This window comes from Niveispirillum sp. GW835-FHT14G11 (assembly GCF_058793615.1).
Window position 1 is genome coordinate 242,674 of the sequence record NZ_JBXAFZ010000006.1, and the last position, 24,255, is coordinate 266,928.

14 protein-coding genes are annotated in these 24,255 nt (G+C 64.4%); 12 read left to right on the forward strand and 2 right to left on the reverse strand.

The window, feature by feature from the left end:
- Nucleotides 1-92: 92 nt before the first annotated feature.
- Complete coding sequence (locus tag AC1Q7F_RS13410; protein ID WP_492507569.1) at nucleotides 93-2,783, reverse strand: exo-rhamnogalacturonan lyase family protein; 2,691 nt, start codon at nucleotides 2,781-2,783, stop codon at nucleotides 93-95.
- A 223-nt stretch (nucleotides 2,784-3,006) separates the two neighbouring features.
- On the opposite strand from AC1Q7F_RS13410, the gene AC1Q7F_RS13415 reads away from it, so the two are divergent.
- Nucleotides 3,007-4,917, forward strand: coding sequence for a rhamnogalacturonan lyase (locus AC1Q7F_RS13415; RefSeq protein WP_492507571.1), 1,911 nt, complete (start codon nucleotides 3,007-3,009; stop codon nucleotides 4,915-4,917).
- Nucleotides 4,918-5,119: 202 nt separating this feature from the next.
- Here AC1Q7F_RS13415 and AC1Q7F_RS13420 read toward each other — a convergent pair whose 3' ends face one another.
- A complete protein-coding gene (locus tag AC1Q7F_RS13420) occupies nucleotides 5,120-8,065 on the reverse strand; it encodes a TonB-dependent receptor (protein WP_492507573.1) in 2,946 nt (981 codons plus the stop codon).
- A 646-nt stretch (nucleotides 8,066-8,711) separates the two neighbouring features.
- Between AC1Q7F_RS13420 and AC1Q7F_RS13425 the strand changes: the two genes are divergently transcribed.
- From AC1Q7F_RS13425 to AC1Q7F_RS13475, 11 genes are all read left to right on the forward strand, one after another.
- Nucleotides 8,712-9,026 (forward strand): L-rhamnose mutarotase, encoded by a 315-nt coding sequence (locus AC1Q7F_RS13425; protein ID WP_492507575.1) that lies wholly within the window; start codon nucleotides 8,712-8,714, stop codon nucleotides 9,024-9,026.
- A gap of 17 nt (nucleotides 9,027-9,043) precedes the next feature.
- The gene (locus AC1Q7F_RS13430) at nucleotides 9,044-12,871 is read left to right on the forward strand and encodes a beta-galactosidase (RefSeq protein WP_492507577.1); all 3,828 of its coding nucleotides are present in this window, start codon (nucleotides 9,044-9,046) and stop codon (nucleotides 12,869-12,871) included.
- Nucleotides 12,872-13,072: 201 nt separating this feature from the next.
- Entirely contained in the window at nucleotides 13,073-14,179 is a 1,107-nt protein-coding gene (gene bglB / locus AC1Q7F_RS13435; protein ID WP_492507579.1) for a beta-galactosidase BglB, read from the forward strand.
- Between the two features lie 86 nt (nucleotides 14,180-14,265).
- Entirely contained in the window at nucleotides 14,266-15,741 is a 1,476-nt protein-coding gene (locus AC1Q7F_RS13440; protein ID WP_492507581.1) for an MFS transporter, read from the forward strand.
- A gap of 182 nt (nucleotides 15,742-15,923) precedes the next feature.
- Nucleotides 15,924-16,832, forward strand: a complete 909-nt coding sequence (locus AC1Q7F_RS13445; protein ID WP_492507583.1) for an amidohydrolase family protein — start codon at nucleotides 15,924-15,926, stop codon at nucleotides 16,830-16,832.
- Nucleotides 16,829-18,040 carry a glycosyl hydrolase 53 family protein gene (locus AC1Q7F_RS13450; protein ID WP_492507585.1) on the forward strand — a complete coding sequence of 404 codons (1,212 nt, stop codon included), beginning with the start codon at nucleotides 16,829-16,831 and terminating at the stop codon, nucleotides 18,038-18,040. The genes AC1Q7F_RS13445 and AC1Q7F_RS13450 overlap by 4 nt, the downstream gene beginning before the upstream one ends.
- A 158-nt stretch (nucleotides 18,041-18,198) precedes the next feature.
- Entirely contained in the window at nucleotides 18,199-19,428 is a 1,230-nt protein-coding gene (locus tag AC1Q7F_RS13455) for a rhamnogalacturonan acetylesterase (protein ID WP_492507587.1), read from the forward strand.
- Between the two features lie 25 nt (nucleotides 19,429-19,453).
- On the forward strand, nucleotides 19,454-20,413 hold the full coding sequence (locus AC1Q7F_RS13460) for an alpha/beta hydrolase (protein ID WP_492507589.1): 960 nt from the start codon (nucleotides 19,454-19,456) through the stop codon (nucleotides 20,411-20,413).
- Nucleotides 20,400-21,389: a family 43 glycosylhydrolase gene (locus tag AC1Q7F_RS13465; protein WP_492507591.1), complete on the forward strand. Its 990-nt coding sequence runs from the start codon at nucleotides 20,400-20,402 to the stop codon at nucleotides 21,387-21,389. The genes AC1Q7F_RS13460 and AC1Q7F_RS13465 overlap by 14 nt, the downstream gene beginning before the upstream one ends.
- On the forward strand, nucleotides 21,386-22,888 hold the full coding sequence (locus AC1Q7F_RS13470) for a rhamnogalacturonidase (protein ID WP_492507593.1): 1,503 nt from the start codon (nucleotides 21,386-21,388) through the stop codon (nucleotides 22,886-22,888). Before AC1Q7F_RS13465 ends, AC1Q7F_RS13470 begins: the two co-directional genes overlap by 4 nt.
- Entirely contained in the window at nucleotides 22,888-24,183 is a 1,296-nt protein-coding gene (locus tag AC1Q7F_RS13475) for an oligogalacturonate lyase family protein (protein ID WP_492507595.1), read from the forward strand. Before AC1Q7F_RS13470 ends, AC1Q7F_RS13475 begins: the two co-directional genes overlap by 1 nt.
- Nucleotides 24,184-24,255 lie beyond the last annotated feature (72 nt).

The following is a 24,255-nucleotide window of genomic DNA, read 5'->3' on the forward strand; positions in this document are numbered from 1 at the left end:
GGCGGCAGGGTCGGGGCAAGCGGGCAGCGTGCAACCCAGGAAACTACCAAGAAGGGGGAAAGGGCACGCCCCGCACGGACGCGCCCCATCCATCACCCCGCCGGCAGCCTGTCCCCGATCAGGGCCAGGTTCTGATAGGCCGCCAAGCCCCATTGCGAGACACTGTTGGTGGACATGTTCGCCGCCTCGTCCACCGGGTTCAGGACGGCGTTGCCGGCGATGCGGGTGACGGATCCTGCGATCTGTTCGCCCCTGTCGGTGAATTCCTTCCAGGCGCGGTCGGCCAGGGCCGGGTCTTTCAGATGGTGGGCGGCATAGGCGGTCAGGCGGGAATGGGCCAGGCGCAGGCCGCGGCCCTTCACGTCCAGCCCGTATCTGGCTTTGAATTCCGCCGGGGGCGCATTGTAGACGGTGCAATATTCCAGCCAGGCGGCCCGGTATTCCGGCTCGTCCAGCAAAGCCAGCAGCTCGGCATGCACCTCCACCGCGCCGAACACGGCCGACAGGTGGGAAATGCCGATCTTGTCACCGGGGCTGGAGAATTTGCCGGTCTTGACGTCATAGGGCGCGCCGCCGGCCAGCCAGCGATATTTCAAGGCGGCGATGGTGCGCATGCCATTAACGATGCGGTCGCGCCAACGCTTGTCGCCCGTGCGCTCCCACTCCGTCAGCCAGGCGGCGATCAGGGAGGACCAGCTGGTGCCGAAGCCGCATTCGATGACGCCGGCCGGTGCCGGGTTCTCCAGCTTGCGGCTGATATCGACATTGGCCAGCGTCTGGTCGCTGTCGATCAGGTCATGCATCAGGTCGCCCACCCGCTCATCCGCCGTCAGGTAATAATAGATGCGGCGATAGGCGGCGTTCGACACGCGGGGCTGCTTGGAACTGTCGGCCCAATGCTGCACGCCGTGGCGGGTGCCGAAGCCCTTGTACGGGCCCAGATGACAGACATCGACCTCGCCGGTGTGCCGGGTCATGGCTTCGGCCAGCCGGAACACATCCGCCCGGCCCGTACGCAGGAAACTGTACCAGAGCCAGAGGTCGGGGGAGAGTTCGGAATTGGCCCAAGCATAGCCACCGATGTCGTATCGCCATTCATGGCGGTCCACATCATAGGAATGCATGACGTCGCCATAATGCCAGAACCCGTACCAGCGGCGCTGTTCCACCTGATCACGGTAGAGGTTCAGCAGGAAGTCCGCCTGATCTTCGATCTTCGCGCGCGCCGGGGTCGCGCGGCTGACCAGGTCCCAGTCGCCGAAGATCGCCACCGCGCGCAGGCGGGCCGGCGGCACCATCAGGCGCGGCGGGGTGGTCAGCGCCCCGGCCACCTCCGTGAACCAGTCGCGCGCCGGGGTGGCCGGCAGGGACCAGAGATGCAGTTCGCTGGTGCGGGCGATGCCATAGGGCCGGCCCCAGCCTTCCTCATAATCCTCATAGGTGATTTCCAGGGCCTCACGCTCCTGTGGGTGGGTCTTGATGCCCAGCCCGTCATGGTAGAAGCGCAGATCCATGGCGGGCGCGTCCGGCGACCAGAGCCAGGCGGTCAGTTCCGCGCTGTCGGTCGCGGCGTTGCGGATATCCAGGCGCGCCGGGTGGCGCTTCCAGAAATCCCCCATGGCCAGGGCCGCCCCCCCGGCGGCCCCGCCGACATAGGCCAGGCCACCGGCGCGGCGGCCGGCCTGGGCGTCGATCCAGCCATGGCCGGGTTTGGTGCGCTTGCGGATGGCGAAGCCGTCGGCATTGGGCTGGGTCAGGGTGAAATCGCCCCAGGTGGGGATCAGGTCCAGCCGCTTGGACACGGTGGGCGCCATGGCATCCAGCGCCGGGACGGCGCGGCCGTCGATCTGGGCCTGGCGATAATCCTTGCCGGGATCGCGGCGCAGGCCGGTCAGGGGGCGGATGGCTTCGGCCCACAAGCCTTCGCCTTCGCCGGTGAAGCGGACATGGCGGTCATGGGGGGCGTCGGACAGGGGGACCGACGCCGTGACGCCCAGGCCGCGGATGAAATCCTTGTTCTCATCCCCGTCGAAGATGAAGCTGTGCAGAATGCGCACCGACTCCGCCCCGGCATGGAAATAAAGCCGGATGGTGAAGGGCAGCCAGGAACGCTCGCCATCGCGGTGGGCACCGTCCAGGCGGACCAGGGCGCGCACGGGGCCCTTCTGTTCCACGGTTACCGAGTTCACCATGCCGATGGAGCGGCGCTGGCTGACCGTTTCAGCCTCCGTCAGGTCGGGCTGATCCTGCGACAGGCAGAGCAGGCGCAGGTCGCGGAAGGCGGGTTTGCCATTGACGGTCGCCCGGTCGATCAGCGTGTCCCCGGATCGCGGAATGCGCCATTGCCGGGAACCGGATGTCACGGTGATGGCGTCGGCACCTTCGGTTACCGTCACGGGCAGGGCGGGGTCCTTGGCCTTGCCGGCCGACAGTTCCAGACCCGACAGGTCGGCGCGGTCGGCCCCGATGCTGTGCGCCGACCATTTCAGCGACCCGTCCGGCCAGGTGGCGATGGGCCAGCTCTGCACCGGCACCTCCGCGCCCGCCCCGTCGGTCAGTCGGAAGCGCTGGGCGGGCTTGTACAGGCCCTGGGGCCAGGGGGTGCCCCAGGTCTGGCCCAGCTGGCGGGCAGGGGGCTTGCCGTCGATCCAGCCGACGGGGGTGGCCGGTGCCTTGGGCTTGGCCGCCGCCTTCCCCCCGATCGTTGCCACGGTGCCCGAGGCCAAGGCCGTCAGGGCGGTGGCCTGCATGAAATGCCGCCGGTTGAAGCCTGGTGTGCCCATCGCTGTTTCCTTCCCGTTGGTTTGCTTTTGCCGTGGGTCAGGTCGAGGCGCCAGCCGAGCCCTGACGCACAGTGGCGTCGTCGTCTATCAGGGCTTGCCTGCGGCTCGACCTGACCTACGGACATTTATGATTTCCACAATGTGGTATTCAATCCTTAATATTGGAATTCTATTATCATATGAATATGGGTAAGGTAAGGCAAAACCGGATCAGGGAGGAAACATGACAACCCGGAAATGGCTGGCCACCGTCCTATTATGCGGCGTGGCCATGGTACCCGCGCAGGCGCGACAGATGGAGACGCTGGACCGCGGCGTCGTGGCGGTGACGGCGGAGGATGGTGTGCTGGTCGGCTGGCGCCTGCTGGCGAATGACCCGGTGGGTGCCGGGTTCGACCTTTACCGTGACGGCCGGAAACTGAACGCCCGGCCGCTGACCCGGGCCACCAGCTTCCTGGACAAGGGCGCCGATGGCTCCGCACGCTATGAGGTGCGGCGGACAGGCGCAGCGATGGGTGCCAGTGCCACTGTCTGGCGTGACGGGTACCTGTCGATCCCGTTGCAGCCGCCGGCCGATGGCGTGACCCCGGCGGGGGAGGCCTATAGCTACAATGCCAATGATGCCAGTATCGGCGATCTGGATGGCGACGGGCAATATGAGATCATCCTGAAATGGGATCCCACCAATTCCAAGGACAATGCCTTTGGCGGCTATACCGGCCCGGTGATCCTGGATGCCTATAAGCTGGATGGCACGCGGTTGTGGCGCATCGATCTGGGAAAGAACATCCGGGCCGGTGCCCATTACACCCAGTTCCTGGTCTTCGATTTCGATGGCGATGGTAAGGCGGAACTGGCCATGCGCACCAGTGACGGCACCGTGGATGGCACGGGTGCTGTGCTGGGTGACGCCAATGCCGATTGGCGTGCCGATGGTGGGGAGGTGCCGCAGGCCGACCGTACCGGTGCCACCACCACGCCCGACGGGCGCAAGGTGGCTCGCATCCAGGGTCGCATCCTGAAGGGCCCGGAATATCTGACGGTCTTCCAGGGCGCCACCGGCAAGGCCCTGGCCAGCGCGCCCTATTGGCCAGCGCGCCATCCCGACACCAGCGACCCGACGCCGGAGCAGATGCAGGCGGTGTGGGGCGACGGCTATGCCAACCGGTCGGACCGGTTCCTGGCCGGCGTGGCTTGGCTGGATGGCAAGCTGCCCAGCATCGTCATGGCGCGCGGATATTATGCCCGCACCACCCTGGCGGCCTGGGACTGGCGCGATGGCCAGCTGACGCCGCGCTGGCAGTTTGACAGCGCCACACCGGGGAACGAGGCGTTCGGCGGGCAGGGCAACCATCAGCTTTCCGCAGCCGATGTCGATGGCGACGGCAAGGACGAGATCATCTATGGCTCCATGGCCCTGGATGATGATGGTACCGGCCTGTGGTCGGCGGGGCTGCTGCATGGCGATACCATGCATGTGTCGGACCTGGACCCGCTGCGCCCCGGTCTGGAGAAGTTTGGCGTGCATGAAGTGCCGTCGCGCAATGGCGGCATCGGCGCCGCCATGCTGGACGCCGCCACCGGCAAGGTTCTGTGGTCCACGCCCACCGACAAGGATACCGGCCGCGGCGTGGCGATCGATATTGACCCGCGGTCGCCGGGGGCCGAGGCCTGGGCCAGCAACAGCCCCTATCTCTACAGCGCGCAAGGGGCGGTGATCGCCGCCACCCATCCCAAACAGGTGAATTTCGGTATCTGGTGGGATGGCGACCTGTCGCGCGAACTGCTGGACAAGGAACAGATTTCCAAGTGGGATTGGCAGAAGGGGGAGGCAGTGCCGCTGCTGTCGCCATCCGACGTGTCGTCCAACAACGGCACCAAGGCGACGCCGACTTTGTCGGCCGACATTATCGGCGACTGGCGGGAAGAGGTGATCTGGCGGGCCAAGGACAATAGCAGCTTGCGCATCTACACCACGCCGTTCCCCACGGAGCACCGGCTGGTGACCTTGATGCAGGACCCGGTCTACCGGCTGGGTGTCGCCTGGCAGAATGTCGCCTACAACCAGCCGCCGCATACCAGCTACTTCCTGGGTACGGGCATGAAGCTGCCGGGGACCGGTGACACACGCTGATGACGTCCCCCTTTCAGCCGCCTTGATCAAGGCAGCGTATAGGTTTGATCCTATGGCCCCTGGGTCCCGGCTTGCGCCGGGATGACGCGAACAGGGCGTGTCCAGTCAGAGGTAAACCGATCTAACGAACAATCTGCCACTCCCCGAAATAGAAAAGGCCGGCGGATCGCTTCGCCGGCCTTTCCCTTGTAAACAAGCCCGATCAGTACTTGTAGGACGCACCGGCATAGTAGCGCTTGCCGGAATAGGCCAGCTCGCCCAGGCGGATATCGTCGCCGGAGGTGGTGCGCTCGGCCTCGCCCGTCAGGTTCTTGCCTTCGATGAAGAAGGAGATGCCCGTGTCGTTCAGGCGGTAGGTGGCCTTGGCATCCAGATAGCCGGTGCCATCGCGGAACACCGGGTTGCCCGAGCGTTCGGCGGCAGCCTGCAGCCACTTGGTCCGGCCGTTATAGGCGACGCGGACATTGATGTTGTCCTTGTCGTAATAGCCGATCAGGTTGTAGCTGTGCTTCGACAGGCCGGGGAAGGGCAGTTCCGTGCCATCCAGCGAGTTGAACAGGCCCACATCCTTGGCGCGGGAGTAGGTGTAGTTCACCGACGCGCCGAACCCGTCAAACGGCGACGGCAGGAAGGTGAAGGCCGTCTGGGCCGACAGTTCCAGGCCGTCCAGCTTGGCGCCGCCGCCATTAATCGGCATGGTCACGTCGAACAGCGAACCGTCATTGAACAGATCGACATTGCGGACCAGCGTGCGCGACAGGATGAAGCTCTTCACGTCCTTATAGAAATAAGAGGCGTTCAGCAGCGTGTCGGCATTGACGTACCAGCCGACATTGACGTCGTACTGGTCGGCGCGGTACGGGTCGAGCGCCGGGTTGCCGGACGTGCAGGTATCCAGCAGATTGTCGGCCTTGCCGGCTTCCGTCAGGTCATAGAGGCAGTTGGCGGCGGGCACCAGATCGGTGGGCTTGGGGCGCGCCATCACCTTGGCCCAGCCCAGACGCACGATCACCTCGTCCGGGACCACACCGAAGCTGATATTGAAGGCCGGCAACGTGTCGGAATATTTCTCCGCGATGGCGACTTCCGTCACGCCCACCGTCACGATCGAGGTGATGGGCGAGCCCGTGCTGGTCGTGCCGGTCTGGCGGTTCTCGCGGCGGGTCAGGGCGCCGGTGGCGGTGATGTCGGTTTCCACATAGCGGACGCCGAAATTGCCGCTGACCGGGATGTCGCCGATATCGAACTCGAAATTGGCCTTGGCATAGCCAGCGGACACTTCCTCGCTGATGTCATGCGCGGGGACCTGCTTATAGCCGTTAGCTTCGCGGATCAGGTTGTGGTTGAAGCCGGACGTATCGAACCAGTCGCCGATCAAGGAGACGTCGGACGCCATCCAGCCGCGCGGGACGTTGCCGATATTGCCCTTATAGCCCTTGTAGAAATTCTGCGGTGTCAGGTGCGCCGTGGCGCGCACGAAGTCCACCAGCTTCTGCGGGGTCCAGATCAGGCCGTTATTGGTGGCACCCAGCGCCACGTTGGAGGTGACGTTGGCTGACGGGACGACAGTGCCGTCCAGCGCCGTATAGCCGCCGCCGGCATAACGCAGCGAACCGGTCTTGCGCCACTGACCGCCGACCTCCAGCGTGGTCAGGGCCCAGCGATCCAGGTCGTAGTCCAGATCCAGCTTGGCCGAATCCTCGCTGGTCTCCACCTCTTCCGGCCGGTATTGCACGGCGGCACCGCCATTGCGGTAGGTTTCCGGGTTCGTCGGATCGAAGGCAGTGGGGAAGGTGAAGCTGGGGATGCCGCTGTCCGACAAGGTCACGCCGACGCCGGGCACGGTGGCGCTGATGGCGACGGAGTTGGTTTCGCTGGACATCGTGGATTCGGAGGTTGAATAGAACCCCGAAGCCGACAGACGGTCGCCGGCCCAGTTGAAACCGCCCGTATAATATTTGGACTCCAGCGTGTAGTCGAAACCACGCATCTGCGAGCCGAAGATGTTGCCGGCACCGGTGGTGCTGCTGGGCGCCGTCGCGGCCGTCGTCAGGGCGATGACATTGTGGTTGTCATCCACCGTCACGCCGGCCGGGTTGATGCGGGCAGCAGCCGTCAGATCAATGGAATAGTTGTAATCGGTCAGGAACTGGTCGCGCTTGTTCCAGTTGATGTCGGCATAGACATCCAGCTCGTCCGTGACGCGGTACTGGATCGTGGTCATGGCCGACATGCGCTTGTCGTTGCGGTACCACATGCCATAGCGCGGAATGCGCGGCGACAGGTCGTACCATTGCGATTCGCAGCTGGTGCGGTTGGCGGCCGTGCTCTGGCTGGCGCAGGCAGCCTTGGTAGCGACACTCTCGTAGCCCGCGACATTGCGCGTCTTCTCGGCCGAATTGTCGTAATCGGCCAGCGCCACCCATTCGGTGTTGCGCAGGAAGTCGCCGCGCGTATCGACATCATCATAGGTGACGTTGACCAGCACGCCGAGGCGATCATCCAGGAACTTGTCGCCGTAGGTCAGGTTGCCGCGCGGTGTGACCTTCTTCTGCAGGTCCAGATACTGGCCGGCGGCGGAGACGGAGAACAGCATCTCCCGCAATTCCAGCGGCCGGCGGGTCTGCACCGATACGGTGCCACCGACGCCGCCTTCGGTCATGTCGGCGGTGAAGCCCTTGAACACGTCGATGGACTTGATCAGTTCCGACGCCATGTCGCGCAGGTCCGCACCGCGGCTGCCAGTGCCGGCACCACCCAGGACGGACACGCCGTTGATTTCCACGCGGTTCAGATCGGGTTCGACGCCGCGGATGGAGACCGATTCACCCTCGCCGAAGGCGCGGGAGAGCTGGACGCCGGTGATGCGCTGCAAAGCCTCGCCGACATTCTTGTCGGGGAAGGAGGCCACGTCTTCGGCCACCAGGCTGTCGACGACGGTATTGGCCCTCTTCTTGCGGTCGATGGCCGATTGCAGCGAGGCGCGGGTGCCGACGACGATGATCTCTTCCAGTTCCACGCCGCCGCCGCTGGCGGCCGGGGCGTCCTGCGCCTGGGCCGTCATGGTAACCGCTGTCAGGGCGAGACCGATGCTGGCGCCAGCCAGCAGTTTTCCAGACCGCGCCGCGCGGCCCTTTGCATACATCATCTCTCAACTCCTCCCCAGGTCGGACGCCACGGACGGGCGGCCAGGGTGTTTTTGTTGCGTCAGCCACCGGTGATCGTTCGTCCCGGTGCTTCTCTCAGGATATGGAAGCTCATCCCATAAATAATATAATACCAAAATATGATGCGTGAAAGCGTATTGTGGGATACGTGTTCAGAAATTTGTCAAACTGTTGCAAATCCCCCCTTCGGAAAAAATCCCCCGGTCGGGCAGCACCCGACCGGGGAGGCATAGGAGGGAAGCAAGGTGAAATATCACCTGCGTATCCGGGGGTCCGACAGGTTCGGAACAGCCCGGATACCGGCGGTGGGGGGCCACCGGCCGGTCCTGTAGCCGGCGCCTTTGCTCATCCCCGTCATGGGCGGGAGAAGAGAGGGGGCCGGAATGGCGTGGGCGATACTGACGGACCCTGTCCCATCATGCAAGTACATTTTTCATATTTCAGAATTATAAACCATAATATGGGATTAGTTATCATTGCTCACAAGGCCGCCGCCCGGATCCCCGCAAAATCCGCCATGCGCCGAAATCTCATATTGTGTGATGCATATCCACATTGTATGACTTAATTGTATGACATATGCAGGCCCCAAAGAAGGGCCAGACCGTAAAACCTGGGAGTGGATCCATGACGCCGATTGCGTTCCGCATGAAACTGAAGCCTGGCCACGTCGCGGAATATAAACGCCGCCATGACGTGCTGTGGCCGGACCTGGGCGACGCGCTGCGCGACGCCGGCATCTATGATTACTCCATCTTCCTGGATGAAGAGAGTCTATCGCTGTTCGCTGTGCTGCGGCTGACGCCGGACAACAAGGCCGACGCGCTGCCCACCCTGCCGGTGATGCGCCGTTGGTGGGATTATATGGCCGACATCATGGATGTGAATCCGGACAACAGCCCCGTGCAGGTGCCGTTGCCCAGCATGTTCCATTTCCCCTGATCCAGGCGGCGATACCGATGCAATTCATCCGGAAGAACGCGCGCCGCCTGGCGCTTGCCCTGTTGCTGGCCCCGCTGCCGCTGCTGCCGGCCGTGGCGGCGGATGCGCCCGGCTACATCCTGACCGCCTTCACCAATGGCGACGCCAAGTCGATGTCGGTCTACCGCTCTACCGATGCGGTAAATTTCACGCTGGACAAGGCCGAGGCATTCAAGCCGCCATCGGGCCTGCTGCGCGACCCCAGCATCATCCGGCACAAGGATGGCTGGTACTATGTCACCTATACGACCGACTGGAACAACGACCAGATCGGTTTCGCCCGGTCCAAGGACCTTAAGGAATGGACCTTCCTGGGCAATCATAAGATCACCATTCCCGGCACGACCAATTCCTGGGCACCGGAATGGTTCATGGATGAGGATGGCAGCGTCCATATCATCCTGGCCGTCTCGACCAACGGGCCGAACGGACAGTTCAAGACCTGGCGCCTGACCGCCATCGATGACAGCCTGTCCAATTGGACGGAACCGTCGATGATGCACGGACTGGGCCCCAACCATATCGACGCCAAGATCATTCAGGAGAACGGGCGTTATTACGCCTTCATCAAGAACGAGACGACGAAATTCATCGAGCTGGCGACCGCCCCCAAGCTGGATGGCCCCTGGGTGTTCACCCGCACGGGCGACTGGGCTGGCTGGGGTAATTTCGTGGAAGGCCCGTCGCTGGTGAAGCGTCCGGACGGCGGCTGGCGCCTCTATTTCGACCAGTATATCGAAAAGCGCTACTGGTACTCCGACAGCATCGGCCCCGGCTTCACCGGCCAATGGGCGCCCAAGGTGGAGCTGCCGGGCGGCCTGTCGGGCAAGGCCCGGCACTTCACCGTCCTGCGCGACGGCGGGGATGACAAGAAGGCCGTGGTCCCGGCCCCGACGACAACCGTCACCTGGGATCGCTATTCGCTGAAGGTCGGCGGGGAGCGGATTTTCAGCTGGGGCGGGGAGATGCACCCGTTCCGCCTGCCCAGCCCCGACCTGTGGCGCGACGTGTTCCAGAAGATGAAGGCGTCGGGTTACAACACCGTCGCCATCTATTTCGGCTGGGGCTACCACTCCCCCAAGCCCGGCGTGTACGACTTCACCGGCGTGCGCGACATGGACCGCGTGCTGACCATGGCCAGGGAGGCGGGGCTTTACGTCATCGTCCGGCCCGGCCCCTATATGAATGCCGAGGTGACGCGCGGTGGTTTCCCGTCCTGGCTGGTCAAGCAGCAGGCCAAGGCCCGCACCGACCATCCGGAATATCTGGCGGCATCGGATGAATGGCTGACGGCAATCAACGGCATTCTGAAGAAGCACCAGATCACCGATGGCGGCGGCAGCGTCATCGCCTATCAGATCGAAAACGAACTGGACGTGACGCAGCCCACGCAAGCGCGTTACATGCAGCACCTGTATGACAAGGCGCGCGCCGACGGCATCAATGTGCCGATCTTCCACAATGACAAGGGCCGCAACGGCAATTGGGTGCCCAAGGGCAGCAATGTGCCGGGCACGGTGGAAGGGCCCAACGACCTGTACGCCTTTGACGGCTATCCGGGTGGTTCCTGCGACGTCGACGCCACGGTGGGCAAGCCGAACCTGGCGCCGGACTGGGGCCTTTACGGTCCCGGCGGGGCGTCGGGCGGGGCCAGCGCGTCGCCCAATACACCAGGCTTCGCAGCCGAATATGGTGGCGGCTGGTTCGATTACTGGGGCAGCAACGGTGCCTATGGCTGCAACGCGCAGCGGCTGGGGTCGGCCTATCAGCGGGTGTTCTATGGCACCAACATCGCCAACGGCCTGACCATCCAGAGCTTCTACATGACCTATGGCGGGACGAGCTGGGGCTGGATGCCGGCCCCTGTGGTCTACACCTCCTATGATTACGGCTCCGCCATCGACGAGGCGCGGGGACTGCGGGAGAAGGCGCGCGGCATCAAGCTGATGGGCCATTTCCTCCAGACCGTGAAGGATCTGGCGCAGATGGACCGGGCCACGGGCCTGACGCCCAGCAGCCCCAATGTCCGGCTCTATCACAATGTGAACCCTGAGACGGGCACGCGCCTGCTGGTCGCCGCGCATGCGCCCAACAATGCGCAGACCGACGATGTGTTCAATTTCAAGGCCACGCTGCCGGACGGGGAATATACGATCCCGCAGGCCGGCACGCTGCGCCTGAACGGCCATGACGCCAAGCTGTGGTTGGCGGGCTATAATCTGGAACGCCAGCGGCTGGTCTATTCCACCTCTGAACTGTTCACCCATCTACGCTTTGGTGCGGGCGACCTCGCCCTGTTCTATGGCCGCAAGGGGGAGGATGGGGAGACGGTGCTGCGCTACGCTTCCGCCCCGACCGTCACATTGCTGGACGGCAAGGTCGACAGCGTGTTCGACGCGGCCAAGGGCGATTTGCGCCTGAATTACAGCCATCAGGGTCTGGCCCGGGTGCGGATCAGCGGCGGCGGCAGGCCCGACCTGACCCTGCTGATCGCTGACCTCCCCACCGCCGAGACGTTCTGGCGGCAGGAGACCAAGGATGGCGTGCTGTTGCAGCGCGGGCCGACCCTGGTGCGCACGGCAGAAATCAAGGGCAAGACCCTGGACCTGACCGGCGATACGGAGACGCAAAGCCCGCTGGAAGTGTGGGCGCCGGCCGGTGTCACCGCCGTGCGCTGGAACGGGTCTTCCGTGTCGATGGACAAGGGTGCCGGCGGCAGTCTGGTGGCGAGGAAGGAACTGGCGGGACCGGTGTCGGTGACGCTGCCCGACCTGACCCAGGCCGAGTGGCGCTTCCAGGCCGGATCGCCGGAGGCCGCCAAGGAGTTCGACGATAGCAGTTGGGCAAGCGCCAAGCCGGGCCGCACCGCCAGCTTCGTGAAGCCGCCGGGTGGTCAGCCGCTGCTGAACATGGATGATTACAATTTCCACCATGGCGATGTCTGGTATCGCGGCCGCTATACGGCCCAGGCCGGCGTGTCGAAGCTGGAGCTGCATTACGGGGCCGGCGGTGCGGGCATGCTGCAGGTCTGGCTGGACGGGCGCTATATCGGCCAGCATGTGCTGCCCACCGGCCTGCCGCGCCCGCCGGGCCAGGGCCTTGCGACCTTCACCATCCCGGAGGATATGCAGGCACCGGGCGAGCGTGTCCTGTCGGTGATGGTGCGCAACAATTCCCACCATTGGGACCTGGACGTCGACGATCTGCACAAGGAGGCGCGCGGCCTGATCTCCGCGTCGCTGTCCAGCCCGACGGGCAAGAGCTTCGCCCTGCCCATCGCCTGGAAGATCCAGGGCAATCTGGGGGGCGAGGATATTGCCGATCCGGTGCGCGGTGTCTTCAACAATGGCGGCCAGTATGGCGAACGCCTGGGCTGGCACCTGCCGGGCTTTGATGACAAGGGCTGGACCAAGGCGGCGGTTCCGGCCACCAGCGCCCAGCCGGGCACCGTCTGGTACCGCACGGAATTCATGCTCGACCTGCCCAAGGGTCAGGACAGCGCCGTGGGCCTGTCGTTCGGGGATGCGTCCGTGCCGCGCTCGACCGGTGCCTATCGCGTCCTGATCTTCCTGAATGGCTGGAACATGGGCCAGTTCATCGCCGATGTCGGGCCGCAACGCACCTTCGTGCTGCCCACCGGTATCCTGAACCCCAATGGCAGGAATACGCTGGCCCTGGCCGTGACGTCGGACGGCAAGCCCGGCGACGCGCTGGAGGTCGTGAAGCTGGTAAGCCTGCGCAACGCCCGCTCGCCGCTGAAGGTCGGCACGGTCCCGGCGCCGGGGTATAAGGAGGTGGTGAAGTGAAGGACAAACATCCCCGCCTTCCCGGCGAAAGCCGGGACCCAGGGGCCGCATGCCCGACCTTTCAGCCATCCTTCATCCGCATAAACCAATCCGTAGCCCCTCTGGCCCCTGGGTCCCGGCTTTCGCCGGGAAAGCGGGGGAGGGGGCGGAAACCCAGAAGCAACCTTTCGACCGATTTCGTACCCAGGAAAGACCATCCCCATGCCCAACCTCGCCCATGGCCTGCAGGCCGCAGACATCACCCGGACCATCGACCTGCTGATCAGCAATCTGGTCGATATCAAGGATCAGACCGGTGAATTCCTGCTGCGGCTGGATGATGGCCGCGTCATCGACACCAAAGGCTGGAACGATTGGGAATGGACCCACGGCATCGGCCTGTACGGCATGTGGAAATATTACGAGCAGACGAACAACGAGCGCGCCTTCCAGATCATGCTGGACTGGTTCCGCGACCGTTTCGCCGCCGGCACGCCGACCAAGAACATCAACACCGTCAGCCCGTTCCTGACGCTGGCCTATCTCTATGAGAAGACGGGCAACCAGACCTATATCCCGTACCTGGACACCTGGGCCGAATGGGTCATGCATGGCTTGCCCAAGACGGAAGAGGGCGGGTTCCAGCATATCGTGTTCAATTCGGAGAACCCGCAGCAGCTGTGGGACGACACGCTGATGATGAGCGTGCTGCCGCTGGCCAAGATCGGCCTGCTGCTGGGCCGCCCGGAATATGTGGAGGAGGCCAAGCGCCAGTTCCTCATCCATATCAAGTATCTGTTCGACACCAAGACCGGCCTGTGGTTCCACGGCTGGACCTTCGATGGCCGCCACAACTTCGCCAACGCGCTGTGGGCGCGCGGCAATTGCTGGGTCACCATCGCCATTCCGGAATTCATCGAACTGCTGGACCTGAAGCCGGGCGACCCGCTGCGCACCTTCCTGATCGATACGCTGGAAAACCAGGTCAAGGCGTTGGCCAAGTACCAGACCGACGATGGCCGCTGGCACACGCTGATCAACGACCCGACCTCGTATCTGGAAAGCTCGGCCGCCGCCGGTTTCGCCTATGGCATCATGAAGGCGGTGCGCAAGCGCTATATCAGTGCGGAATATGAGCCGATGGCCATCAAGGCCGTGCATGCCGTGCTGGGCAAGATCGCGCCGGATGGCGAGTTGCAGGAAGTGTCGTTCGGCACGGCGCTGGGCAGCGACCTGCAATATTACCGCGACGTCAAGATCACCTCCATGCCCTATGGCCAGTCGCTGGCCATCGTTTGCCTGACGGAGATGCTGCGTCGGTTCATTTGACGCGACTTTCTTTTCGCCTTCCAGGCCTTCGCCGGGAAGGCGATGAAGGAATTGCAATATAAACAAATAACCCCAGGGAAACGTCCATGAGCCAGCGTAGCGTCAAACCCATCAACTACCTGGCCTATGGCGCCAACGACATCCTGGGCGCGGGATCGATGGCCGTGATCAGCGGCTGGATCCTGTTCTTCTATACGACCTTCTGCGGGCTGTCGGCGACGCAGGCCGCGGCGATCTTCGCCATCGCCCGCCTGCTGGATGCCATTGTCAGCCCCATCGTCGGCCACCTGTCCGACAATTTCTACCGCACGCGTCTAGGCCGCCGCTTCGGCCGGCGCCGCTTCTTCCTGATGATCTGCATCCCGCTGGTGCCGTCATTTGCCCTGATGTGGGTCAGCGGGCAGGGGTTCTGGTATTATCTGGCCACATACGTGCTGTTCGAGACGGTCTATGCCATCGTCCTGATCCCGTACGAGACCTTGGCCGCTGAAATGACCAAGGATTACAAGATCAAGGCCAAGCTGGCCGGCATCCGCATCCTGTTCGCGCAAAGCTCCGCCATCGCCGCCGGTTTCCTGCCCGCCGCCATCGTCGGCTGGGTGGGTGGCAAGGACAGTGCGGAAACTTTCTTCATCATGGGCGTGATCTTCGCGGTGGCGTTCGCCATCGTGCTGGCCTTCACCTGGGCCTTCACCTATGAGCGGTCAGTGGAGGAAGTGGAGCAGCTGCGCGCCGGCGAGCCGGAAATGAGCCTGGGCGACAGTTTCAGGAAGCTCTACGCCAACCTGTTCTCCACCCTGAAGATCCGGGCCTTCCGCCTGCATCTGGGCATGTATCTGGGCGGTTATATCAGCCAGGACGTGTTCAACGCCGTCTTTACCTATTTCATCGTCTTCGTGCTGATGGGATCGGTGGCGGAAGCGTCGAGCCTGCTGGGCAGCATGTATATCGCCCAGCTGTTCTCCGTGGCCCTGTTCATCCAGCTCTGCCTGCGCTTCCACCCCGCGCCCTCATACCGGCTGGCCGTGTGCTTCTATATTCTGGGCGTGGTCGGTTTCCTGTCGATCCATTTCTTCCGGCCCGACAATCTGCATCTGTGGCTGTTCGTGCCCATCATCCTGTCGGGCCTGGGCCGGGGCGGTTTGAACTACATCCCCTGGAACACCTATAATTACATGGCCGATGTGGACGAGGTGGTGACGGCCAAGCGGCGCGAGGGCATTTTCGCCGGCGTCATGACCTTCATCCGCAAGGCCACGCAGGCGGCAGCCGTCATGGGCGTCGGCCTGATCCTGGAGGCCGGCGGCTTCCTGCCCAAGGCCCCGGTGCAGAGCGAGCAGGCCATCACCACCATCCTGGCCGTGATGGGCATCGGCACCATCGGCGTGCTGCTGGCCGGCTTCGCCGTGTCCCGCCGTTTTCGCCTGGACGGCCCGCGCCACGTGATCCTGATGGAGGAGATCGCCCGCTTCAAGGAGGGCCAGCATGAGACGACGCCGGAGCGCCGCGCCATCCTGGAGGACCTGACAGGCTGGAAGTATGAGCGGCTTTGGGGGCGGTGAATTCTACTCCCCCGTCATCCCGGCGAAAGCCGGGACCCAGGGGCCAAGCGCCCGACCCGTCGGCAGCATTGAGTGAAGCAGCGTAAAGGTTTTCCTTGTGGCCCCTGGGTCCCGGCTTTCGCCGGGATGACGAAGAGGCAGCGGGAACGGTAAGCCAAAGAACCGCATTCCGGGAGACGTCCATGACCAGCCTGCCCATCGTCGATCCCCACATGCATCTGTGGGATTTCACCCGCCAGCATTATTCCTGGCTGATGGACCGGCCGCTGCCGGCCAATGCCGCTGGCAATGTCGAGCCCATCGCCAAGCCCTATGGCCTGTCGGACTATCTGGCCGACACGGAAGGCTATGATGTGCGTGGCGTGGTGCATGTGGAGGCCGGGGCCAGCACCGCCCATTCGCTGGCGGAGACGCAATGGCTGCAGGGCGTGGCGGATGAGGGGCGGCTGCCCATGGCGCTGGTCGCCTTCGCTGCCCTGAACGATCCGGATGTGGAAAGGCTGCTGGCGGACCATGCTGCACACGGCGCGGTGCGCGGCATCCGCCATATCATCAACTGGCACAGCGATCCGGCCAGGACATATTCCGCCCGCGATGTGATCGGCGATGCGGACTGGCAGAAGGGCTATGCGCTGCTGGCCAAGTATGGCCTGTCCTTCGATTTGCAGATCTACCCCTCGCAGATGGCGGTCGCGGCCGACTTGGCGGCGCGGCATCCGGATATCCCGGTCATCTTGAACCATGCCGGCATGCCGACGGATCAGGATGCCGATGGCCTGGCCCTGTGGCGCCGGGGTCTGGCGCTGCTGGCAGCGCAGCCCAACGTGTTCATCAAAATCTCCGGCTTGGCGATGATCGACCGGCAATGGACATTGGACAGTTTGCGGCCCTTCGTGCGGCGCGCCATCGACGCGTTCGGCACCGACCGCGCCATGTTCGCCAGCAACTTCCCCGTCGACAAGCTGTATGGCGGGTTCGCGGTGCATTACGCGGCCTATGACGCCATTACGGCCGATCTCACCGATGGGGAGCGCCGCGCCCTCTTCGCCGGCAATGCCGCCCGGGTCTATCGCCTGGCGGTGACCCTGTGAAGGGTCTGACGCGGCGGGAACTGGGGCTTACCGCGCTAGCGGCCGGGGCGTGGTTCGCCATGCCGGCCGGTGCGGCGGTGGGGCCGGAACGGAAGGGCGATTTCATCCTGGGTGCCGACATCTCCTGGATCCCGGAGGATGAGGCGGCGGGGGCGGAATATTGGCTGGACGGCAAGCGGCAGGACATCTTCACGATCCTGACCGGGGCCGGGTTCAACTGGGTTCGCCTGCGCCTGTTCGTGAACCCGGAGAACGGGTACTCGGCGGGCAAGAAGGATGATCCCTGGTGCGGGCTGGTACAGACCATCCGCCTTGCCAAGCGGGTGAAGGCGGCGGGGATGAAGATCGCCCTGACCTTCCATTATTCCGACACCTGGGCCGACCCGCAGCATCAGGACAAGCCCGCCGCCTGGAAGGACCTGTCCTTCCCCGATCTGGTGAAGGCGGTGGAGGCCCATACGCGCGACAGCCTCACCGCCATGAAGGCGGCCGGCGTGGCGCCCGACATGGTGCATGTCGGCAACGAAGTGACGTTCGGCATGCTGTGGCCCGACGGCCGCGTGGCCCTGCGGGTGGGCACCGGCAACCCCGCCACCGATGCGGTGCATCTGAAGCCCGAAGGTATCGGCGGCTATGACCAGTTCGCCACCTTGCTGAAGGCCGGGATCAAGGCCACGCGCGCGGTGCTGCCCGATGCCAGCATCATGCTGCACAATCATCTGGGCCGGCATTGGGTGATCGTGCGGGAATGGACCGACGCGCTGCTGGCGCGCGGGGTGGAATTCGATCTGGTCGGTTTCTCCTGCTATCAGCAACTGGCGGAGGGCGATTGGGAGCGGACCTTTACAGAGTTTGTGAAGCGCTATCCCAGGTTGGGCTTCTGCGCCGTCGAATATTCCGGCCGCAAGGAATATCTGAACGATCTGGTGTTCCATGCGCCGGGCAAGCGCGGCTGGGGCACCTTCATCTGGGAACCGACGCGCCATCAGGAGGCTGTGTTCGACCTGGATGGTAGGAATGCCGGCGGCGGGGCCAAGCCCAACCTGCTGTCGCAGGGCGTCAATTCGGCTGAAGCGCCGGGCGCCGTGCAGCCCGGCATGGCAGCGCCGCCGCCGGGGCCTAAGCGCCATGGCAAGGGCGGGCGGTATGAGGCGAATGGGTTGCTGGAGACCTATCGCGGCCTGTCACGGCGCTATGGGGGGAAATGATGGGGGAATATTCTCAACCCGCCTTCCCGGCGAAAGCCGGGACCCAGGGGCCGCAGGATCAAATCTCGCGGCTGTCGGGATCGACGCGGCGGAAGGGTCGGGCGCGTGGCCCCTGGGTCCCGGCTTTCGCCGGGAAGGCGTTGGGAGTGTTCATTCTGATGTTCGCTTTATCAGCCATCGCCATGCCCGCCCATGCCGAACGCTGGGATTTCCGCTTCACCGGCAAGGGGGAAGGCGTCCCCGTCGCCGCCGATCAGACCTATGACCCCGCCCGGGGATACGGGTTCGAACCGGGCTATCTGCCGGACGGGGACAAGCCGTTCCTGTTTTCGCTGAAGGTACCGGAGGGCAATTACCGGGTCACGGTGACCTTGGGCGATGCCAAGCAAAAGTCGCGCACCAGCGTGAAGGCAGAAAGCCGGCGGCTGATGCTGCAGGGGATCGAGACACGTAAGGGCCGGTTTGAGACGCGGTCCTTCATCGTCAATGTCCGCGACACGTCCCTGCCGCCGCCGCGCCAGCACGCGCCGGGCGGCACGTCCGTGCGCATCAATGAGCGCGAGCAGGGCACGCTGCACTGGGATGACAAACTGACCCTGGAATTTGGTGACAAGGCCCCGCGTCTGGCCGCGCTGTCGGTGGAAAGCGTGGATGTGCCCACGATCTATCTGGCCGGTGACAGTACGGTGACCGACCAGCCGTCGGAGCCGGGTGCTAGCTGGGGCCAGATGTTCACCAGTTTTCTGACGCCCGACATCGCCGTGGCCAACCATGCGGAGTCCGGCGAGACGATGAAGAGCTTCATCACCGGGCTGCGGCTGGACAAGGTGTTGAGCCGGATGAAGGCGGGCGACACTCTGTTCATCCAGTTTGGCCATAATGACAGCAAGATCGCCTGGCCGCAGACCTATGTCGATGCGGCGACGACATATCCCGCCTATCTGCGCGTGTTCATTGCCGAGGCGCGGCGGCGGGGGGCCACGCCGGTGCTGGTGACCTCACCCCATCGCCGCACCTTCGATGCGGCCGGGTGCATCACCAACAGCCATGGCGATTATCCCGACGCCGTGCGCCGGGTGGCGGCGGAGGATGGCGTGGCGCTGGTCGATCTGAACGTCCTGTCCAAGGATATCTATGAGGCGCTGGGACCGGAAATCAGCCCGCGTGCCTTCAGCAATGACGGCAAGGATGCCACCCACCACAATAATTACGGCGCCTGGCTGATGGCCCGCGCCGTGGTGGCCGGGATCGCCGCGACCGACCTGGCGCTGAAATCTCATATCATTGCCGGCCTGGCGCCGTTCGATCCCAAGCATCCGCCGGGGCCGGATGCGCTGGTGCTGCCGGAAAGCCCAATGCGGTCGGATGTGACGCCGCGGGGAAATTGAACAGAAAACACCACAGGGAGTGACCATGGACCGCCGTCAGCTTTTCACCGCCGCCGCCGCGACCGCCCTGGTGGCGGGTGTGGCCACCGGTGCCCGCGCCGCCGACGTGGCGGGACACGTCCTGCCGCTCTGGCCGGGCAAGCCGCCGGGCGGGGACAAGGTGACGGTCACCCAGTCGGAGATCGTACGGTCGGACGATCCGCGCTTCAAGGATGTGGCGATCCTGAATGTCACCCAGCCCAACCTGACCCTGTTCCGCCCGGAAAAGCCCAATGGTGCGGCCATGCTGATCATCCCCGGCGGCGGGTATCAGCGGGTGGTGGTGGGCAAGGAAGGGTATGACATCGCGCAATGGCTGGCCGGGGCAGGTGTCACCGTCTATGTGCTGCTGTACCGGCTGCCGGCCGATGGATGGGCGGCGGGACCGGATGCCCCCCTGCAGGATGCGCAGCGCGCCATCCGGGTGATCCGGTCGCAGGCCGGGCGTTATGGTTTCGATGCCAACCGGGTGGGGGTGATGGGGTTCTCCGCCGGCGGGCATCTGGCGGCCATGGCAGCCACGCGGTATGGCAAGCAGACCTATCAACCGGTGGATACGGCGGACCAGCTGTCGGCCCGGCCGGATATCGCGGCCCTGGGCTATCCCGTCATCACCATGAAGCCCGGCCTGACCCATGGCGGGTCAGCCAAGCAGATGCTGGGGGAGAACCCGAGCGAGGCCCGCATCGCGGAGTTTTCGGCGGAGATCGGCGTGCCCGCCGACGCCCCACCCACCTTCATCACCCATGCCGCCGATGATGGGGCCGTGCCGGTGGAGAATGCCCTGCTGATCTATGCGGCCTTGCGGGCGCAGAAGGCCAAGGTGGCCATGCACCTGTTCGAGGTCGGTGGCCATGGCTTCGGCCTGCGCAGCGCCAAGGCCGCCCCCGTGGCAGCCTGGCCCACCCTGTTCATCGAATGGAGCCGCACCCATGGCTTTGCGTAGGCTGTTCGCCGCCGCCCTGCTGGCGGCGTCCCTCATGCTGCCGGCCCTGGCCGACGCGCCCAAGCCGCTGTTCCGCGACCCGGTTTTCGACGGGGCGGCCGATGCCTCCCTGGTCTATGACCCGTCAGGTCAGCAATGGGTGATGTTCTATACCAACCGCCGCGCCAGCATGCAGGGTGCCGAGGGCGTGGAATGGGTGCATGGCACCCGCATCGGCCGGGCGGTGTCCAAGGATGGCGGCAATACATGGACCTATGACGGCATCGCTGACATCCGCTATGGCCAGGGCGACGACATCACCTATTGGGCGCCGAACGTCGAGTATATCGATGGGCAATGGCACATGTTCCTGACCATCGTGCCAGGCGTGTTCAAGGATTGGAACGCAGCCCGAGAGATCGTGCGCCTGACCAGCCGCGACCTGAAGGTCTGGGATTTCGCCGGCAAGGTCGATCTGGGATCGGACCGGGTGATCGATGCCGCGGTGCATCCGCTGCCGGGCGGCGGCTGGCGCCTCTGGTACAAGGATGAACGTGACGGGTCCGCGACCCATTATGCCGACAGCCAGGACCTGAAGACCTGGACCCATGGCGGTGTGGCGGTGAAGACGCGGGGCGAAGGGCCACAGATCATCGAATGGCAGGGCTGGTACTGGCTGATCATGGATGCCTGGGACGGGTTGGGCGTCTATCGTTCCAGGGACCTGACCCGCTGGGAGCATCAGCCCTATAATTTGCTGAAGGAGCCGGGTACAGCGCTGACCGACCGGGCCAAGGGCGGGCATCCCGATGTCGTGGTCAGCGGCGGCCGCGCCTTCCTGTTCTATTTCGTGCAGCAGGGCGGGGAGCCGGAAGCCAAGAATGATCCCACCTGGCAGCGCCGGTCGGTGATCCAGGTGGCGGAACTGGGCGTCAAGGATGGCTGGCTGACGGCCGACCGGGAATCGCGCGTCGATGTGAAGCTGGTGGCGCCGTGACCGATGGGTTTGACATCCGCGCCTTCGGGGCGGTCGGCGATGGCGTGACCATCGACAGCCCCGCCATCAACCGCGCCATCCTGGCGGCGGCAGCGGCGGGCGGCGGCACGGTGATCGTGCCGGACGGCGTGTGGCTGTGCTTCACCATCCGGCTGGCGTCGCATGTCCGCCTGCATCTGGCGGCGGGGGCGATGATCCGGGCGGCGGTGCCGGGGGTGCTGGGCGCCTATGATCTGCCCGACGCCAACCCGCACGACATCTATCAGGATTTCGGCCATTCGCATTGGCGCAACAGCCTGATCTGGGGCGATGGGCTGAGCGATATTGCCATCACCGGGCCGGGTCTGATCGATGGCCACGGGCTGACGTCCAAGGGGCCCGGTGCGAAATGGGCCCAGCGCAAGGGCTATTTCCCCGAAAGCATGGCGGGGATGAGTGCGGCGGAACTGGCGGCGGAGGACCCGGCGGAGGTCGCCATGCAGGGGCAGGGCAACAAGGCCATCGGCCTGAAGAACTGCACCCGCGTCAGCCTCAGCGACTTCACCATCGCCAGGGGCGGGCATTTCGCCATCCTGGCCACCGGCGTCGATCATCTGGACATACAGCGCCTGCGCATCGATACCGACCGCGACGGCATCGACCTGGATTGCGTGCGCCATGCCACGGTCGGCCATTGCCGCATCAACACGCCCAATGACGATGCCATCGTGCTGAAAGCCTCGCTGGCCTTGGGTGAGGTGCGGCATACCGAGCATGTGCGCATCCATGATTGCCATGTCAGCGGCTTCGATCCCGGCACGATGCTGGACGGAAGCTTTGGGCGGACACAGGAGAAGGCGCCTGACCAGGACGGCATGACGGGCCGCATCAAGCTGGGTACAGAGAGCAACGGCGATTTCCGGGATATCGAGATCACCGACTGCCTGTTCGAACGCTCGCGCGGGCTGGCGCTGGAAACCGTGGATGGCGGGATGCTGGAGGATGTGCGCATCAGCGACATCACCATGCGGGAGGTCACCACGGCCGCTCTGTTCATCTATGCCGGCGCGCGCATGCGGGCGCCGGAAGGCGCGAAACCCAGCCGCGTGAAGGGCGTGCGCATCCACCGGGTCACCGCCATCGATGTGGACCCGCGCTTTGCCAGCATCATCGCCGGGCAGCCGGGATCGCCGGTGGAGGATGTGGAACTGTCGGACATCGACATCACCTATCGCGGTGGGTTGCCGGCGCTGGAGGGGCCGGTGCCGTTGAAGGCCGATGCCTATCCGGAGCCCAGCATGTTCGGCCCGCTGCCGGCCTGGGGCCTGTTTGTGCGCCATGCGGCGGATGTGCGGGTGGAACGGGTGCTTCTGTCGGCGGCGCTGCCCGACGGGCGGCCGGCCATCCGGCTGGAGCATGTCGATGGTGTGCATTTCAGCCAGGTTGAAACGAAGAATGCGGCCGGCACCCAGGCCCTGGTCTGCCAGGGTGTGACCGGCCTGACGGGGGAGGTTCTGTGATGATCGGACGTCTGGGTCTTCTGGCGCTGGCGCTGCTGGCCGGGCTGTCGGTATCGGCGGCAGAGGCACCGCGCGAATGGGTGGACAAGGATACAGGCCACCGTGTCGTCCGCCTGTCCACGCAAGCCGGCACGCGCAGCCTGTATTTCCACCAGAACGGCTATACGCCCGATGGGAAGAAACTAATCGTCACCCATCCCGATGGCATCGACACAATCGAACTGGCCACGCGCAAGCAGACGCGGCTGGTATCGGGGGCCGACCTGAACCTGCTGTTCACAGGGCCGAAGACCGGCCGCGTATTCTTCACGCGAAAGCCGCAGGTGGCGGAAGAAGACGGGGTGGATGTCTTCGCCGCCGACCCGGCCAATGGCAAGGTGACCAAGGTCGCCAGTGTGAAGAAGGGCCAGATCGGCAGCATCAATGCCGATGAAACCCTGCTGCTGGGCGTGCTGGCGGAACGGAAGTTCGAGTTGCAGCCGGGGGCAGCCGATCCCAAGAACACCCGGTTTGACAACCACTATGAGCATCTGGGCCCCGACGGCAAGCCGATGACCTATGCCGACGCCAAGGAGGTCCGGCTGTATAACCGGCTGGAGGCGCGGGTGCCGATGGAGATATTCACCATCGACCTGAAGACCGGGGCCCAGCGCAGCGTCCACAAGGCCACCGACTGGCTGAACCATCTGCAATTCTCCCCCACCGATCCCGGCCTGATCATGTTCTGCCATGAGGGGCCGTGGCATCGGGTGGACCGGATCTGGACTATCCGTACCGATGGCACCGGCCTGACCAAGGTCCATACCCGCACCATGAACATGGAAATCGCGGGACATGAATTCTTCAGCGCCGACGGTAAGACCATCTGGTACGACCTGCAAACCCCGCGCGGGGAGGATTTCTGGCTGGCCGGCTATGAGATTGCCACGGGCAAGCGCACCTGGTTCCACCTGACCCGTGACGAATGGTCGGTGCATTTCAACGTCGCGCGCGATGGCACGCTGTTCGCGGGCGATGGCGGCGACGCGGAGATGGTGGCCAGGGCCAAGGACGGCAAATGGATATACCTGTTCCGGCCCGAAGGCATCCCCGACGTGGCCGGCATCCATGCCCCCGATGCCGACGCACTGATCCGGCCGGGTGTGCTGCGATCGGAGAAACTGGTCAACATGAAGGATCATGATTACCGGCTGGAGCCCAACATCACCTTCACGCCCGACGGTAAATGGATTGTCTTCCGCTCCAACATGCATGGCGACGTGCATGTCTATGCGGTGGAACTGGCAAAGCCGTGATGGAAAGGGGGATTTGAAACGACATCCCTCTAAGTTCCTTGTTTTCCACAGATTTCCAACCCGCTCCGACAG

Excerpts from the sequence above, each read along its gene's own strand:
- AC1Q7F_RS13410 (WP_492507569.1), bottom strand. The coding sequence starts at position 2,783 with ATGGGCACACCAGGCTTCAACCGGCGGCATTTCATGCAGGCCACCGCC.
- AC1Q7F_RS13415 (WP_492507571.1), top strand. The coding sequence starts at position 3,007 with ATGACAACCCGGAAATGGCTGGCCACCGTCCTATTATGCGGCGTGGCC.
- AC1Q7F_RS13420 (WP_492507573.1), bottom strand. The coding sequence starts at position 8,065 with ATGATGTATGCAAAGGGCCGCGCGGCGCGGTCTGGAAAACTGCTGGCT.
- AC1Q7F_RS13425 (WP_492507575.1), top strand. The coding sequence starts at position 8,712 with ATGACGCCGATTGCGTTCCGCATGAAACTGAAGCCTGGCCACGTCGCG.
- AC1Q7F_RS13430 (WP_492507577.1), top strand. The coding sequence starts at position 9,044 with ATGCAATTCATCCGGAAGAACGCGCGCCGCCTGGCGCTTGCCCTGTTG.
- bglB (WP_492507579.1), top strand. The coding sequence starts at position 13,073 with ATGCCCAACCTCGCCCATGGCCTGCAGGCCGCAGACATCACCCGGACC.
- AC1Q7F_RS13440 (WP_492507581.1), top strand. The coding sequence starts at position 14,266 with ATGAGCCAGCGTAGCGTCAAACCCATCAACTACCTGGCCTATGGCGCC.
- AC1Q7F_RS13445 (WP_492507583.1), top strand. The coding sequence starts at position 15,924 with ATGACCAGCCTGCCCATCGTCGATCCCCACATGCATCTGTGGGATTTC.
- AC1Q7F_RS13455 (WP_492507587.1), top strand. The coding sequence starts at position 18,199 with ATGTTCGCTTTATCAGCCATCGCCATGCCCGCCCATGCCGAACGCTGG.
- AC1Q7F_RS13460 (WP_492507589.1), top strand. The coding sequence starts at position 19,454 with ATGGACCGCCGTCAGCTTTTCACCGCCGCCGCCGCGACCGCCCTGGTG.
- AC1Q7F_RS13465 (WP_492507591.1), top strand. The coding sequence starts at position 20,400 with ATGGCTTTGCGTAGGCTGTTCGCCGCCGCCCTGCTGGCGGCGTCCCTC.
- AC1Q7F_RS13475 (WP_492507595.1), top strand. The coding sequence starts at position 22,888 with ATGATCGGACGTCTGGGTCTTCTGGCGCTGGCGCTGCTGGCCGGGCTG.